At 52.0% G+C, this 17,676-nt stretch carries 8 protein-coding genes; 7 read left to right on the top strand and 1 reads right to left on the bottom strand.

What is annotated here, in order from left to right; all coding sequences use genetic code 11:
* Positions 1–95: 95 nt before the first annotated feature.
* Entirely contained in the window at positions 96–350 is a 255-nt protein-coding gene (locus tag MXE41_RS06740) for a hypothetical protein (RefSeq protein WP_247099953.1), read from the bottom strand.
* 2,735 nt (positions 351–3,085) lie between these two features.
* Between MXE41_RS06740 and lpxK the strand changes: the two genes are divergently transcribed.
* The 7 genes from lpxK (at position 3,086) to pyrD (ending at position 17,179) form a co-directional block, all read left to right on the top strand.
* Positions 3,086–4,951, top strand: a complete 1,866-nt coding sequence (gene lpxK, locus MXE41_RS06735) for a tetraacyldisaccharide 4'-kinase (protein ID WP_247099952.1) — start codon at positions 3,086–3,088, stop codon at positions 4,949–4,951.
* Positions 4,952–5,179: 228 nt separating this feature from the next.
* The gene (gene kdsB, locus MXE41_RS06730) at positions 5,180–5,974 is read left to right on the top strand and encodes a 3-deoxy-manno-octulosonate cytidylyltransferase (protein WP_247099951.1); all 795 of its coding nucleotides are present in this window, start codon (positions 5,180–5,182) and stop codon (positions 5,972–5,974) included.
* 1,004 nt (positions 5,975–6,978) lie between these two features.
* A complete protein-coding gene (locus tag MXE41_RS06725) occupies positions 6,979–7,947 on the top strand; it encodes a ProQ/FINO family protein (RefSeq protein WP_247099950.1) in 969 nt (322 codons plus the stop codon).
* Positions 7,948–8,776: 829 nt separating this feature from the next.
* On the top strand, positions 8,777–11,497 hold the full coding sequence (locus MXE41_RS06720) for a carboxy terminal-processing peptidase (protein ID WP_247099949.1): 2,721 nt from the start codon (positions 8,777–8,779) through the stop codon (positions 11,495–11,497).
* Between the two features lie 647 nt (positions 11,498–12,144).
* Positions 12,145–14,952 carry an aminopeptidase N gene (pepN, locus tag MXE41_RS06715; protein ID WP_247099948.1) on the top strand — a complete coding sequence of 936 codons (2,808 nt, stop codon included), beginning with the start codon at positions 12,145–12,147 and terminating at the stop codon, positions 14,950–14,952.
* A gap of 465 nt (positions 14,953–15,417) precedes the next feature.
* A complete protein-coding gene (locus MXE41_RS06710) occupies positions 15,418–15,645 on the top strand; it encodes a DUF2835 family protein (RefSeq protein ID WP_246977192.1) in 228 nt (75 codons plus the stop codon).
* A gap of 508 nt (positions 15,646–16,153) precedes the next feature.
* Entirely contained in the window at positions 16,154–17,179 is a 1,026-nt protein-coding gene (pyrD, locus tag MXE41_RS06705; protein ID WP_247099947.1) for a quinone-dependent dihydroorotate dehydrogenase, read from the top strand.
* The last annotated feature ends 497 nt before the right edge of the window (positions 17,180–17,676 follow it).

Here is a 17,676-nt window from a genome sequence, read left to right as displayed (position 1 = left end):
AGAAAAACAGACGGTCAGTGACAGAGCTGTAAGTGCTTGCTGACTGGTACAGCAGTATTGTCATCAGTAATGAAAATAAAGCATCCTTACCTTAATCAACAGAGGGACTTGTAATGATCGTGTACAGGATGCCTTAAAGCCACTGCTGCTGGCGCCGCCGCCATTTCAATCGATGCATCCAATGGAGCTGCTGGTGCCATCGTAACCGGTGCCGCAAATGACTGGGACGCAGCCATCGCAACTGCCGCCTGCTTGTGTTTTGACTGGCAAGCCTGGGCGGCCGTACTGACGTCAGGTAAATTGTCAGGGTTGTGGCTGCTCAGTTTAAATGCAGACAGCTTCAGGCTCATTTATGTGTTTAGTGTTGTTATTGCTGCCAGGTTGCGGCAGCTGGCACTGATTCTTTAGCAGTCTGCGGGCTGGCAGATTAACTTTGTTTGTCAGGCTCCTCTTTGGGAGCAGGATTACATCAAAAATAAAACAGCGCAGTAAACAAATCATATGGCGGCAAATCAGCCAGCCTGTGCCAGGATGGATTTTTCTGGCTCAAACTCAGTCCCTGACAGTGACTGCTCGCAAAATACTGTAAATCAGCCGGGCTGTCAGATCTTAATACAGTCATACGAAATGGCATGGGATATAAAATCAGCCCTGGTTGCAGGACAGACATGCCGGGTAAAGCAATAACGCTTTATAAAACAAAATACAAAATCATATGCCGCACTGAACACAACTTCGAATGGTGCGGCGGGTAATATTGCAGATAAAAGTGTCTGTTAAAAAATAATGCAATACAGACGACTTTGTGTCAGTGCATGGGCACTGCTCACATATGGAAAATACTGGTGAAGGCAAAATAATTCTGCCTTGTTAAGTTTAAGGTTGCGAACTGCTGCCCATGTTCTGGCAACTGCAGATCTGTGCGCATGCTGTAAACTCAGCGGGTCTGTTTCATGCGGGACAGGAAGCAGGGCTGTGTTCATGCTCAACTTAATACAGCTCAGCTCAATGCAGAAATTGCAGTGCCGCTCAATGCATATGGAGCTGGCTCCGCACTGTTTCTGCTGTGAACGAATTTATGGACAGTGTTATGTCACAGTCTGATCTGGCCGGCAGATATTAGACATGACACGGCATGACATTACACGGCACGGCACGGCATGACATTACACGGCACGGCATGACATTACACAGCACGGCATGACATTACACAGCACGGCATGACATCACACAGCATGGTATTACATGCCATTTTGACAAGCAGTCATGACTTCAATCTGTCCGGTGGTGTTCAGGTTTATCCTGCATTCTCTTAATGTCGAGTGCACCAGCACTTATTGTCAGTTGTCGGTGCTGACAGTTTGATCCATACCTGGTGGCATCGGGACTAATCCCGTGAAATAAACATTAACTCTCTTAGCTGCATATTAAGCCGGTCAAAGAGCTGGTCTGCCTGTGCATGCAGCAATAGATATGATGATGGCGCTCCTGCATTGCAGAGGCTGTGAGTGCAAATGGTACTGATTAAATTGTGTTCAGGGCCAGATTGAAGACAAATACAGTCAGCTGGGAACTGCAGAACTTTCAGGCCCTGTGTATATTGCTTATTGAAGCATGGGACGGCTGCCATTTAAGCGCCTGGCATAAGGAAGGTCTGGCAAACACAACCTGTGGTGGCATAGCGGCAGTCTGAAAAAAGAGCCCTGGTTCAGGCTCAGATTAAATTCATTTCCTGTTAAGAGGAATTTACTCATTCCAGGGAGGCAGTTGGACACTCAGGGGAATCAGGTATGAAAATCTAACTGTTAACTTATTGTTCCGCAGCAGTAAGGTCCGGACAATCAGAGTCGGACAGCGGAATATACATGTCTGTCAGGTAAATGTCGGATAGCCCGTATCAGATATGGACTCGATGACATTGTCAAATGCCTGAAGCTGATTTTAACTGTATCAGCCTTGCGGGACATAATGATACGCTCATAGTTGTTAAAAATTCAACCGCCTGACTTGATTGCCATTGGCCCGATACAGAGCTCAGTATGATCTGGCACAGCATATTTAACAGGTAATGCAGGGAAAAAGCGGGCTGTGATTATTGCAGTCAAAGGGCCGTATCTGTCAGTTTCAGAGGGACATTTCCAGAGCCAAATTATTTACGGACAAGGCAGGAAAATCGATTAAAAGGCTTAAATACGGCAAATCTTATTTGAAAAAATTGAGCGCAAAAAAATCCGCATTTTCGCTCCACAAAAGCGCATATACCCGCTTTCCCTGCATTAAATGAGCTGACGCGGCATCCAGCTGCACAAAATCCTGGAGCACAAAATTCTGATGATATCAGCCAATGACCTGAACAGGCATGCATGCATGCATGCATGCATACCTGCCTGCCTTGCTGACAAACAAGAGCTTCCTCCAGAGATGATCATGAAGTAAATCCAGTGCTGCAAATGACTGCTGCAATATTCCAGGCTGCAATATTCCCTGCAGAAGTTTTGCCGGGACACAGCGGGGCTGACTGACGACCGTAAGTTCAGAGTACAACAAAATCTGGCTTGTAATTTAGTCAGTTGTACCGGTTACCTGCTATTCAGGCACCTGCATTATGAACTGCACAAACTCCTCTTGCTCTGACACCTGATCCCTGCATGCGGTCAATAGCCTTTCCTGGTTCCCCGCCGGTAATGTCAGGACAAGGTTATTGCCTGGCCTGACAGGGCAGTGCATGGCAGAGCAGGGCATGTCAGGGCTGGGGCTCATGTAATGGGCGATGATTCTTTGTATCAGTGCCGCTGTCTGAGTCATTGTTTATGGGCAGAGGTCTGCGCTTTTGCAGGTACTGGCTGGGCTGATGATGGAGTAATCTTGACGTAAGTTCTCTCTGGCTCGGAACTTATGCTGTCATGCTTTGTCATAATCTCAGACGGGGCCGCCAGGAATGCTTTTGCAGAGGCGCGGGACAGGCGGGGAATGGCTGGGAATTTTTCGTCCGGTGCCAGGCATGGTCTGCTGTCCAATGCCGGGGTTCATGGTATAATCATGCCCTTTTATTAATCAGGTTCACGCTGTTTCCGGGGACAAGAGAGTGTCTTTTCTAAATAATATCTGGTACGGACGAAACATTACCTCATTTTTACTGCAGCTGCCGCTGCTGCCTTTTTCATCACTTTTTGGCGTGGTTGCTGCCGCAAGGCGTGCTTTTTATGCCAATGGTCTGTGTAAAACTGAAGGCCCTGTGGTCCCGGTAGTTGTAGTAGGTGGTATCACTGTCGGTGGCAGTGGCAAGACTCCTATCTGTATTGCCCTGGTAAAGGAGCTGCGTGCCCGTGGTTTCAATCCTGGTGTGCTCAGCCGTGGATACAAGGCCAAAGGTGCCCAGTTCCCGGCTCAGGTTCCACTGGATGCCGATCCTGTTATTTATGGTGATGAGCCATGTCTGATACGCCGTGAGACCGGTGCCCCTGTAGTTATCGATCCGCAGCGTAACCGTGGCGCTGACTACCTGGTCGGACTGGGGGTTGACCTCATCATTACCGATGATGGTCTGCAACATTACGCTCTTGATCGTGATGTTGAGATTTGTGTGCTCGACGGTGCCCGTATGCTGGGTAACGGTCATCTGCTTCCAGCCGGTCCGCTGCGTGAGGCCCGCTGGCGTCTTAAAACCGTTGATACTGTAGTAGTATCCGGTGCTGTGGCCCACCTTGGCTATTTTCCTATGGTCCTCAAGCAGAGTTCCATAGTGCCGCTTAACCTCAAGTCACAGGAAGTACTGCAGCCAAAGAGCCGTGTGATTGCTATTGCAGGTATTGGCAATCCTGACCGTTTCTACAAAACCCTTGAAGACTGCGGCTTTACTGTAGCCGAGCGTGTTGAAGTAGGCGATCATGACCGTATTGATTACGAGCGCCTTGCTGCTCTGGCCTCCAAAGGACCTGTTGTCATGACCTCCAAGGATGCCATCAAGTATCAGTCAGAGGCTGCACGTAACAATCTTTCCAATGTCTTTGTCCTCAACGTCAGTGCTCACCTGAGCAAACAGTTCTATGATGATGTGGTAGGCAAGGTAAAGCAGAGCCGCTCCCGTGTGGAAAAGCGCCTCAAGGAACGTGAAAAGGCCGGCTACATCAGACCTGAAATTGATCTGGTGGATTCTCTTGAGGAAGTAGCTGAGCACAATGCCCGCTGGGCGGCCATTCATGCCAATACCAATCCATCTCCAGCCGCTGCCCCAATGACGCCGGATACTACTCCTGCCATAGCGCCTGAGGATCTGGAACGCGATGCTGACAATCCTGATGCACAGTATGACAATGGCGCTGAGTCCGTTCATTACGAGTATTCAGCTCATGACTCATATGAGAGCAGCATGAGAAGCTCAACTGCAAACAGCGACAGTGCTAATGACGGTGCTCATGATGGAGCCCATCAGGGCGATGATGATGGCGAGGGCAAGGAGCACAAGTCCCTGAAAAAGAGCCTTAAGTACAAGTCATCACGCTCAGGCGATGACGACAGCTCCGACTCCCCTGACACCGCTGAAGAACAGAATCTTACAGAGAGCAGCACAACTGGAGAAGCCGGCAACGCAACCGGAGAAGTCGGCAACGCAACCGGAGCAGCCAGCAACGCAACCGGAGCAGAGAGCAGCTCAGAGAGCAGCTCAGATTCCGCCAGGGTCGATGCCCCAGACGATAATCAGTCCGCTCGGACAGACAAGGACGATATGGCAGACAAGGACGATATGGCAGACAATGCCGGTCAGACTGACAATGCTGCCAGCTCAGCTGCAGGGGAAGCAAAAGGCAGGGACAGTTCTGTCTCTGAGAGCATCAATGACCTTAGAAGCGTTAAGGCGCATGATGATGGCAAGGACATTTTTTCTTTGAAAAAGCAGCGTCGCGATTTCGATCCTGATGCACTGCCACGCGAGCTCAAGCGCCGTAAGTAGGCTGGCTGATACCTTATACAAAAGGTATATAAGAGCTGACCGGGCGGCATCAGTAACATGTTCAGGCTCTGCTGCACCCCACTGGTTTTAACTGGTTTGTACCTTCACTGAGGTTTTGTCTGAACGGTAAAGCCATCTGAGCTTAAGCACTTTGCTGTGACTTAGGCCAGCTGGTGGTGAGTACAGCATATTTTCAGCCTTTATGAGGCGGCACAGAGGACTAATATCATGAGCAAAAATGTCGACTACATGGTGGCTATTCCGGCACGCTATGCCTCCACACGCCTTGCAGGCAAGCCGCTTGCTGACGTTGGTGGCGCTCCTATGATTGTCAGAGTCTGTCAGAAGGCTCTGGAGTCTTCAGCAAGTGAGGTCGTAGCCTGCGTAGATCATGAACTGGTGGCTCAGGCTCTGGAACCGCTCAGCCGTCAGGACAGCCGTCTTACCGTATGTATGACCTCTCAGAATCCACGTTCAGGTACAGAGCGAATTGCTGAGATGCTGCGTATTAGAAACATTGATCCTCAGACCATTGTGGTCAATGTTCAGGGCGATGAGCCTCTGATTACACGCGATCATATAGATGAGGTAGCTGCACTGCTGGCAAGCTCCGGTGCTCAGATGTCCACTCTTTGCAACCCAATCAGCAGCATTGATGATGTCTTTGACCCTAACTGCGTAAAGGTAGTTATGGACAAAGACAATTTTGCCCTGTACTTCAGCCGTACTCCTATTCCTTATGAGCGCGACAATTTTGCTCAGGGACAGCAGGCAGTCACCGAGCTCAAGTTCAAGCACTATCACCACATTGGCATTTATGGATATAGAGCTGCTACCATTCTGGACTATCTGCAAAAAGAGCCTGCTGCTATTGAAGTAGCCGAATCTCTTGAGCAGTTGCGTCTGCTGCATTACGGCATGAAGATAGCAGTTGCCACCACCGAACGTCCTCCAGAGACTGGTGTAGATACCGCAGCCGATCTCGAGCGCGTCAACCGAATTTTTGCATCCCAGGGCAAGTAGCCATACCCGGCAATCTCAATGACCATGGTGCCAGCAATCTGAGCAAGTACACATCCGCAAATCTTCCTGCATGCTGCAGTCGCAGGCCACTGCGCCTGCAGTATGCAGGCTGTAAGCAAATCAGCAAGGGTGCACTGAGCCTCTGTAAAGATTTGCAGAACTGTCCCGTCACCACACTTAGAGACGGGTTCAAGTCACAGCGTCATGAGCTCTGGTCACTTCCAGTACAGCCTTATGGCCTTTTGTCGGTCATTGCTGGATATGACCAGCGTGGCAAGACCAGCGTGACTGTCAGCTGATTCCTGCCTTGCATCACAATCACGATGGGCAGGTTAATCCTGGCGGGGCTTGCCAGGATGTACCAGGATGTACCAGGGCGGCCAAGGTGCTGTGCCGGGCGTGCGCATGCACCTTTAAGCCACAGTGCTGCCTGCTGTCTGTTTCCAGAGTCAAATGCGTGATGTATTTGAGGCAGGTACGGGAGCGCGGGGTATTGTTGTTGGGGGGCAATGACTGTCTGGTGCAGTAACAGAATCTGGACAAAATCGGCTGACAGACAGCCGATATGGTGCACGGGCCCGGCCAGTACGGGCAGCTGCAGCTTTTCATATATATGCAAGTCAGGATATCTTGCCTGTAACTACATATAAATGTTGATTTAGCTGCGGGAAAATTGCATCATGAGAGGTATTGGTTTTTCCTTTCAGACTCATAAGGGCCTTTTTATGGGCCAGTCAGCAGCTTTATGTGCCGTCATGGAGTGACGGAACCGCCGGTTACTGACTTCAGCAGTCTGTTTTTTTAGTCTCATGCTCAGCTCCGGGCGGCATGAAGGCACGTACTAAGAGCTTTACTTAACAGGGCGATATCGTTGGCGCCGGCTGTTCAGGTGCTTCAGGGTTCTTAGATTGTGTTAACGAGAGTTTTGCCGGGGACGATTGCTGCCCGTGGCCTGGCCATACAGCACAATCTGTTCTTATCAGGACTTTTTGGCTTTTTAGTCCATGGAACCAGCGATTTGGAGTTTTTTAGTGGAAAACAGAGATACTTTAGCTGACGGCTCAGCAGAGCTTGAAAACACTGCTGCTGCCCCTGCAGCTGATGAAAAGGTCGCAGCTGACAACCAGAGTGCTGATGGCGATAATGGCGGTACTCACCAGGAGCACATCAAGGAAGCCCTGGAGCTGCTTTATGTACACTTCCCAAAAGCCTTTATCAAAGAGGGCGACTGCAAGCCTTTAAAGATCGGTATTCTTGAGGATCTCAAGCCATTAGTTGCTGATATCGAGGGCCTGTCCATCTCCAAGGTGCGTGCTGCCGTACGTGTCTACACCACCCGTCTGCGCTATTTCTACAGTGTTCGTGAAGGCGCCATGCGTGTGGATCTCAATGGCAATGAGGTGGATGCGGTAAATGCCGAGCATGCAGAGTATGCCCGTACCCGCTTTACCGAGATCAACTCCAAGCGCCGTCCAGCCCGTCCTAAGAAGCCACAGGGCCGTCCTCAGAGTCGCGGTCCACGCCGTCCAGGTGAAGGTCAGGATGGTCAGCGCCGCTTCAGTCGTGATGGCCAGAACAACGGCCAGCGTCGCTTTAACAACCGTAACGGTGCTCCGCAGCGCACTTACGAGCCAGCCAAGGAATCAGATATCCGCCCAGGCCGCTATGTGTATATCTCCACAGAGCGCAGCTACGTCAAGGGCACTGTCAGTGAGCCACTCAAGGGCGATGTAGTAAGTATCACCCTGAACAACGGCATTCCAGCCTCTGTCCCATTAAACAGAGTATATCTGAGCACCGGTGGTGGCGCTCCACGTCCAAAGCGCAATGGTCAGGGTGGCCACTTTAACAGCCGTGGACCACGTCCAAACAACAACGGTCGTTATAACAACAATAACAACCGTCGTCCTGGCGGTGGCCATGGTCACTCCCAGTCTCAGGGCGGTCGTCCTGACGGTACTGCCCAGCAGTAGCCCTGACAGGCTGTCAGAATGCATTTGCCTGCTGACAGCATTGCAAAGGCTTACCTTCAGTACAACAGCATGCCGGTATCCTCGCGGGTCCGGCATGTTTGTTTTTGCAGCCGCAAAAAAAAACAACCCAAATAGCGCTGCTCAGGTCTCACGACCCTCGCCGCTGCCCGTCATGGCAGGCAGGGGCGTGAGCCTTTGTCCTTAGCCCGCTTAGCGTAGCCTGACATGGTGCTTTTGCAGGTCATGAGCCTGGCGCTAAGAGCGGGCATGCATGCCAGCTGCATGCATGCCCGTCTTTCTGGATGCATGTCCATCTGTCTGGATGTATGCCTGTACGGCTGACACCTGTTTTGAGGGAAGGGGCGGGTGTGTGGGCACGGCTCAGAGCGTGCTTTGTCTGTCAGGCAGGAATGGCGCTGTTATGTTGCTCAGGGGCTGATCCGCTTTGGTGCTGTGTGCTGCGCGGCTTATTTGAGGGAGCTGGCTGAACAGTAATTTTCAGCTATACTAATTTGGTTCTAATTGCATCATGCTATTATGGCATGCGGGTTTTTACGCCCACTGGCCGCCATGGCCTGTCAAAAGGGTATATTCACCGAATTCAGGCAGAGTTTTCTGTGTCCTTAAACGGTGCATAAGCCAGTGCCGCAGCTCTTTGTGGAGAGCTTAAGCCAGCACTGTGACAGCTGGCAGTGTCAGCAATAGAATATTTTCTGCCTGCTCAGGCCTGCCTTGGTGCAGGAGGGCGGGATTATGGTTTTTACAGTCTGAAGGACATGAGGTCCCGATGACTGACATGTTTTTTTGGCACAAAGAGGTAGCTTGAGCTGTGCTTAAATTGTCCAGAATTGCATTAGGAGTAGCGGCCCTTGCCTGTTCGCTGACTGCTAATGCCAAATTATCGGTACCAACTTTTGAAGAACTGCCTGTCCTGGAGCCTGAGGGTATCCACCAGACAGCCTGTACCCGCACGGCCAACAGCTTCATTCGCGCTCACTATAAGGCCATTGATGTCGATAATGCTTTTGCTGACAAGGTCATCAAGCAGTATCTGTACTACATGGACTATAACAAGAGCATCTTTACACGTGCTGAAGTTGACGAGATTTACGCCAACCGCGACCGTATCGTCCGCGCTATTTTGCTGTGCGATCTGAGCTACCCTTACGAGATCTACAACAGCTCCATCAAAAAGCGCTTCAACAAGTACTCCTTCTTTGTGGACATGATCAAGAACAAAAAAATTGATCTGACCACCGATGACCAGGTTGAGTTCAACCGCAAGGATGCTGAGTTCCTGCCTGATGAGACTGCTCTTCAGAGACAGTGGATCAATGAGCTCAAGAATGACTATATTCTGCAGCTGCTCTCTGACAAGACTCCTGAAGAAGCCAGCAAGCGCCTCATGCGCCGTTACAATGCCGCACTGGCCAAGCTCTCCCAGATTCGTTCTGAGGACGTTTTCTCTGTATTTGAAAACAGCTTTGCTACAGCCATTGACCCTCACACCAGCTATCTAAGCCCTGAGGACAGCGAGAATTTCAACGATAACCTCAATCTTTCCCTCGAGGGTATAGGCGCCGTACTGACCTCCGAGGATGAGTACACAGTTATCAACTCCATTCTGCCAGGCTCTCCTGCCGAAATGTGCAAGAAGCTCAAGGCCAAGGACAAGATCGTAGGCGTACGTCAGGCTGACGGTTCCTATGAAGACATCATTGGCTGGCGTCTTAATGAGGTAGTAAAGAAGATTAAGGGCCCTAAGGGCACCAGGGTTACCCTGGACATCGAGCGTGGCGAGGGTTCCCAGATGACTACTTTCAGCGTGGATATTATCCGCGACAAGGTACGTCTGCAGGATTCTGAAGCCAAGATTGAGATGAAGGAAGTTGACGGCAAGAAGATTGCCGTGCTCAAGATCAAGAGCTTCTACACCAATCTTCATCAGGATATTGCCCGTGAAATTGCCCGCGTCAAGAAAGAGGGCAAGGTTGATGCTCTGATTGTCGACCTGCGTAACAACGGTGGCGGTCTGCTGCCTGAGGCTACACTGTCCTCCGGTCTGTTTATCAAGCAGGGTCCAATCGTTCTGGTTCGTGACGCCCGTGGCAACGTGATTCCACAGTTTGATACCGATCCGTCCGTAGCTTACGACGGTCCTCTGGTAGTGCTGATTAACCGTCTGTCCGCATCCAGTTCCGAGATTATGGCTGCTGCTCTGCGTGACTACGGCCGTGCTCTGGTAGTAGGCGACACCTCCTTTGGCAAGGGTACTGTACAGCAGTCCAAGCCTCTGGCCCGTGTCTATGACTTCAATGATGCCGAACTGGGCTCAATCCACTACACCATTGCCAAGTTCTACCGTATCAATGGCGGCTCTACCCAGCTTGAGGGTGTTTCACCTGATATCTTCCTGCCAGCCATTATTGACAACAAGGAATTTGGTGAGAGCTCTGAGGTCAATGCTCTGCCATGGGACAAGATCAATCCTGTAGCTTTTGACGGCTATCTGAACATTGCCGCCTACGTCCCTGAGCTGGCCCGCAGAAGCCAGGAGCGTATCAGCAAGAGCCGTGCTTTCAAGATTATCCAGGCCGACCTCGATCGTTACTATGCTCTCAAGGAGAAGAAAGTCATTTCTGTAAACCTTGATAAGCGTAAGAAAATGAAGAAGGAAGACGACGAGCATGCTCTTAAGAGCACCAATGAGCGTCTGGCTCTGATGGGCAAGGCCCCGGTCAAGAAGGTCAAGGATCTGCCTGATGACTTTGAGTTTGAGGATAATATCCTCAACGAGGCTCTTGCCATTGCCTCTGACTTTGCCGATGCCCAGAAGCTCAAGGTCTATGATGCCCAGCCTGTTCCTGTATTCAACCGCTACCAGGTAGAGCGTGATGAGCTCTCTGAGGGCAAGGGTACCCAGTCACCTCCAGGTGCTGCTGCCATGCCAGCCCGTCCTGAAGCTCAGCGCGTAATTGAAAACAAGATTACCTCCATCTCCCGCATGGACAGCCTCAATGACAGCGGCAAGGCTTCAGCTGCCCCTGACATGTCAACAGCTGCCGGCGCAGCCGATGCTCAGGCTGCCATGAACCGTACCGGCGGCGGTGCTGCCGGCGCAGCTTCAGCAGCTCACGACAAGGCAGCTCCAGCAGCCGCTGATGCTGCAGACAAGGCAATTCTTTCAGCTGCAGTTACTGACAGCAGGGAAAAGGCAGAAGCCCCGGCAATGGCAAGTGCTGCTGAGGATGAGGTTATTCACCACACTCTTGATGGCCAGCCGTACAGCCGTATTACCGCCACTGGCGAGATTAACAACATGGACGAGGATGGCGCCCTGCTTGGTCCATGGCGTACAGCCAATGAGGACGACACTTTTTTAAGAGTGTCTGACAGCGAGTTCAAGGCCCTGCTTGAAGACAGTGCCCGCAAGTCCACCTCAGTACACTTAAACGACAGTCTGTACCCAAGCGTATGGCCTCGCGATGAGGCGGTGGCCAGCAAGGACAACGCCGCCAGCGGCCATATCCGCCTGGCTCCACAGCATTAACAGCAAAGAGCAGAGTTCACAAAGGACTCTGCTTTTTTCATTTTCAGCCCGGCACAATCACATAAGCAAGGCCGATCCTGACCACAGGCAAGGCCATGCCCGGCCATGCCAGGCACGGCCCCGGCCCTCAATGCCTAAGGCCATGGCCCTGGGCACCGGTAGCAGAGCAGCCAGGGGCTGTGCGACATACATGGCCCTGGGCACCGGTGGCAGAGCAGCCAGGGGCTGTGCGCCATACCTGGCTGCCAGCAGCTGCAGGGCTGGACGGTGTGCAAAGAGTGTGGTGAATCGATTCTGAGGCAGATGCCCCAAGGCGGACTATGACAGGGGACAGGGCATTCAAAAAGGGCAGGGGGCCGGACAGATATTTACCTGACTTGACTGCTTTGAGCAGGAGCTGAGGCGGGCTGTGAGCTGCCTTGCAGTGGCGTGGGATACTGCGCTCTGGCCCTGGGTGCGCCTGGTGGGCAGAGCAGTGGTCGTGGGCATGGATTTTGTGGCTTTCAGGCAGGGTCTGGCAACAGGGAAAGTGCAGTTTAACCTGCACGGAAAGGGAGGTTTGACCTGCATGGAAGGTGCGGTTTGACTTATAGGGAAAGGCCGTTCTATAGTATGCGGACCGTTTGTTTTGATCAGAGGAGAATAGGATGGCAAACAGTAATTTCAAGGCCAAAAAAAGACTTGATTACAAAAAGCCTGAGTTTACAGCTACTGACATCGACCTGACTTTCCAGCTGGGCGATGATTATACAGTGGTACGTTCTACTGCCCACTATGTCCGTCAGACCTCTGACAGCAAGGCACCGCTGCGCCTTGACGGTGAGGACCTCAAGCTCAATGACGTACTGTTAAATGGTCAGCCATGCAAGTACAACGTCAATGAGAACGAGCTGGTGGTTTTTGAGGTCCCTGATGATTTCGAACTCACTACCGAGTGTGTGATTAATCCTGCTCAGAACACCTCCTTAATGGGCCTGTACAAGTCTTCAGGCTGCTTTTGCACCCAGTGTGAGCCTGAGGGCTTCCGCCGCATCACCTACTTCCTTGACCGTCCTGATGTTCTTGCCAGGTACCGTGTAACCATTATTGGTCCTGATTACGGCTGCGGCGTACTGTTAAGTAACGGTAACCTGGTAGACTCAGGTGTTAAGAACGGAAAGTACTACACCACTTGGGAAGATCCTTTCCCTAAGCCATCCTACCTCTTTGCTCTGGTTGCCGGTACTTTCGATATTATCGAGGACACCTTTGTAACCCGCTCCGGCCGTGAGGTTAAGCTCGGTCTGTATGTTGACCGTGGAGCCTATGACCGTGCCCTGTGGGCCATGCAGTCCATCAAGGATTCCATGGCATGGGATGAGTCCCGCTTCAATCTTGAGTATGACCTTGATAACTTCAAGGTAGTAGCTGTGGACTTCTTCAACTTCGGCGCCATGGAAAACAAGGGCCTGAATATCTTCAACTCCAGCTGCGTGCTCGTTGATCCTCAGACTGCTACCGATACCAATTACTACACAGTTCAGGGCGTTATCGGTCATGAGTACTTCCATAACTGGACCGGTGACCGTGTTACCCTGCGTGACTGGTTCCAGCTGTCCTTAAAGGAAAGTCTCACCGTATTCCGTGACCAGGAATTCTCAAGCGATGTTAACAGCCGTGTGCTGACCCGTCTTGATGCCATCAACGTTATCCGCTCCCGTCAGTTTGCCGAGGATGCAGGCCCAATGGCCCATCCGGTACGTCCAGAGCAGGTAATGGAGATGAACAACTTCTACACCGTCACTATCTACGACAAGGGTGCTGAAGTTATCCGTATGATTCATACCATTCTGGGCGAAGAAAAGTTCCAGAAGGGTATTGCTGATTATCTGTCTCGCTATGACGGTCAGGCTGCCACCATTGAGGACTTTATCCTCACCATGGAAACAGCCTCCATGACCGATCTGAGCCAGTTCCGTCGCTGGTACTCCCAGGCCGGTACCCCTGAGCTCTATGCCACCTGGGACTGGCAGTCTGACGAGGCCAATGCCGAAGGTAAGGACAGCGCCGCAGCTCAGTCACCTGAGGGCCAGTCCGGCACCAGTGCAGCCCAGGATGCCGCAGCAGGCGCCGCAGTTGAGGCCGCCGCAGAAGCTGCCACTGAAAGCGATGCCGGTCAGGGCGGAGCGCAGGGCGCATCCTGCACTGGCAAATGCAAGCTGGTACTTACCTTCAAGCAGAGCACCCCTCCAACTCCAAATCAAAATACCAAGGAGCCATTTGTTATTCCGGTACGCACTTCCTTTATTGCTCCGGATGGATCTGAGGTTGTTCCTCCAGAGCTGCCAGAAAATGGCGTGCTTATGTTTACTAAAGAGGAGCAGAGCTTTGAGTTTACAGGCCTGCCTGAGGGCACTTTGCCAGCCGTGCTGCGTGACTTCTCCGCTCCGGTAAAGCTCAAGGCCACCTATGAGACTGAGGACTACATCAGAATGCTGCAGCACTGTGATGATCCTTTCATCCGTGTTGACTCCTACATGTCCTTAATCAATGACTTTATCCACTCCAACATTGACAAGGTCATGAATGGCGATCTGCCTGAGCCTGAGGCCATTATACGTGCCATGCAGTATGTCATTAACGATGAGTCTATCGACATGCAGCTCAAGGCCAAGCTCATTACTGTGCCTGACCTTATTACTCTGATGGAGACCTTCAAGAAGATCGATCTGGACAGCCTGGCTGCAACGCGCGAGAAGCTGTGCTCTGCCATTGCCGCTGCTCTGGCAGCTGACTTCAAGGGTCTGGAGCACCGTACCCGCTCAACTGCCAAGTACAAGTATGATGCTCAGAGCGCTGCTCAGCGTGCCCTGCATAATGCAGCCATGTTCATGGTTGCTGTAGGCTACATTGCCGATGACGATGGTCTTAAGGCCGATGATCTCATCTCCAATGCCTATGAGAACGCCAACAACATGACCGATCGACTGGCTGCCCTCAAGGCTGCTGTTGATCTGGAGCTGCCTTGCAAGAGCAAGCTGCTGGACAGCTTTGAACAGAGTTACAGCGATGATCCTCTTACCTTTGACAAGTACTTCTCTGTTCAGGCCGCTGTTTCCAGTGAGGAAACTGTAAAGGCTGTACGTCGTCTTATGGATCACCCACGCTTTGACATCACCAATCCAAACCGCGTGCGTGCCCTTATCGGTACCATGGGCTACAACAACCCTGTAGCTCTGCACCGTCGTGATGGCATGGGTTATCTGCTGATGCACGATGTGGTCAAGAAGCTCGATGGTATCAATCCGTCCGTTGCTGCCCGCATCATGGACGGTATGATTAACTATCACCGTCTGGACATTACCCGCATCAACAAGGCTGAGGAGTATCTCAACAAGATCAAGGCTCTGCCTGATCTCTCCCGTTCCGTATACGAGAAGATTAACTCCGCCCTTGAGAGCAACAAGCAGCAGTAATCTTCCCGGCGCAAGCGCGCCATGGGAACTCTTACCTTAAATACTGACCCTGTCCCTCGCCGCCGCCAGCAACAGTCGCTGACTGCAGCTGACCCCGGCCGCCACTGCAGCTGACTGCAGCTGACCCCGGCCGCCACTGCAGCTGACTGCAGCTGACCCCGGCCGCCACTGCAGCTGGCTGCAGCTGCCCCAGCTGCCACTGCAGCTGACGCCAGCTGGCACCATACGGCAGCGGCGGGGGAGGCAGAGAGCGGCGCCATGGCGGCAGCAAAATAATCTGCTGCCGCATGGTGCTTCCAGGTCTGTCCCTGGATTAAGGCTCTAACATATGTAAAGAGGCCAGGTCACGCCAGGTAAAACTGCCTGAATTTATGGTCCTTAAGGACCCATGACTGCAGAGTCTCAGGACTCTGCAGTTTTTCGATCAGTATCTGTAAAAGCATTATTCTGTCTTAGGAACTCAGTATGAGTGGTGAGCGCTACTATCATTTCAATCTCAATATCGATCCCGAAGAGCTGATGCGCCTGTACCGTGGTTCAGTTCACAGGCTCAGAGCACGCTCCCTTGAGGGGGTTGTTGTTGATCTTGATGCCAATCACCTGCGCAGCTTTACCACTCGCTCAGGCATCCAGGGCAGATTCCGTCTGGTTGTTACTGCCCAGAACAAATTCATTCGCCTTGAGCGCATCTGAATACTGCCCTTATCCTGGATAACATACTGCCCCGGCACCAGGCTGTCCCCGAACCGGTACCACATCCGGCTGTACCAGCTGCAGCATCAACAGCGTCAACAGCCTGCGCCGTAATGGGCAATGAATGCTGGCGCCATCCAGTAATGAGTGCTGCGCGGCATCATGCCCCGAAACTGAGCGTTCCAAAAACTAAATTGCCCGGCCACTTGCAGCTGCTCTTGTTTAAGCTGTAAGAGTATGCGGCCGCTGCCTAGAGCTGGCAGCGCCTGAGGTGTCACGCCTTGCAAGGCCACTGGTCTGTGATAACGCTGCAGCTGATGCAGAATCAATGGTTATGGTGGCCGTTTAAGGCTGTAAGTGATGCAACAGTTTCCATGCTGCCTGTTTTACACAGGAAAGATAATGGCGCTCAGGGGCTGGATGGCAGCGTCCGCGCAGTCATGCTGCCGGGAATTGCCAGGGCATGTGCAGCAAGCTCTGTGAGCTGCATGCAACAGTGGAGAAATTCATGTCAATTTATTCTGTCTACCCAAATCTGATTCGTCCTCTGCTCTTCAGCATGGACCCGGAGAATGCCCACGATCTGACCCTGAAAGTGGCTCATATGCTTTCATCTGAGCCTTTTACCAGATTCTTTGGTCAGCAGGTGCCTTCCCGTCCAGTAGAGGTAATGGGTCTGAAGTTTGATAACCCGCTGGGACTTGCTGCCGGTCTTGATAAAAATGGCGAGGCCATAGACTTTCTGGGAGCCCTTGGTTTTGGTCACCTCGAGCTTGGCACCGTAACTCCTTTATCTCAGGCCGGAAATGCCCGTCCCCGTATGTTCCGTGTAAAGCAGGCCCATGGTCTGATTAACCGCATGGGCTTTAACAACAAGGGCGTCGATTTTCTGGTTCAGAACCTGCTAAAACGCAAATACAAGGGCATTGTGGGCGTTTCTATTGGCAAGAACGAAGTTACCCCTATTGAAAAGGCTGCTGATGACTATCTGCACTGTATGAACAAGGTTTATAACCACTGCGATTACATTGCCGTAAACATTTCCTGCCCAAATACCCGCGATCTAACCGCTCTGCAGGAGGCCGGCCCGCTGGTGGAGCTGCTGACCACCCTGAAAAACGAGCAGGGCAAGCTGGCCTCTTCAAGTGGGCGCTATGTTCCTCTGGTGGTCAAAATTGCCCCTGATCTTGATGATGTACAGCTCGAGGCCGTATGCGATGCCTGCCTCAAGCTCAAGGTTGACGGCATGACCTGCACTAACACCACCACCTCTCGCGAGGAGATTCATGGTCTGCCACACGCAAGTGAGTGGGGCGGCTTGTCAGGTGAGCCTCTGCGTCACAAGTCTACTGTGGTACTCAGAAAGGTAGCCGGTCACCTTAAAGGTCAGATCCCGATTATTGGTGTAGGCGGCATCAGCGGCGTTATTGCAGCCCGCGAAAAGCTCCAGGCTGGCGCCTCACTGCTGCAGGTTTACTCTGGCTTTGTATACCAGGGCCCATCCCTCATTCAGGACATAGTCTCCAACGTCTAAGCCCGGCAACCAGCCCATGCAACCATGCAAGGCAATCATGCCCGGCAACCGGCCCATGCAATCATGCCCGGCAACCGGGCCATGCCCGTCAAGGCCACGCCATATCCGGCCTGGGCTCATACGATTTGCCGCATCTCGCGCCCAGCGCCGATCCGGCTTATCTGACCATAAGCGCTGCAGCCTGTAGCCTCAGTGCTATGCGTCAAGCTGTCATGCTTGCAGCTCCGGCATTTGAGTGCCAGAAAATCAGATTTAATTTCCAGGAAACAGGCAGCACCTGGCAGTACGGCAGGCTGTCTGTTTTTGTTTTGGGCCTGTGAAAACCAGATGAATAGCCACTCCTCAGGCAGAGCTAAATATGGACGCTCATTTACGTCCGGATGCCGAGTCAGTCCTCAGCACCTGATATCCTTCATTAGCTCCCTGAAAACTCTACTTTGACTGCAATCTCAATCCAGCACTGCGCCTCATTACTGTTGATTTTGTCCCGGCAAAAA

This window comes from Anaerobiospirillum sp. NML120449 (assembly GCF_023051105.1).
Taxonomy (GTDB): domain Bacteria; phylum Pseudomonadota; class Gammaproteobacteria; order Enterobacterales; family Succinivibrionaceae; genus Anaerobiospirillum.
This window is presented reverse-complemented; position numbering and strand designations above follow the sequence as displayed.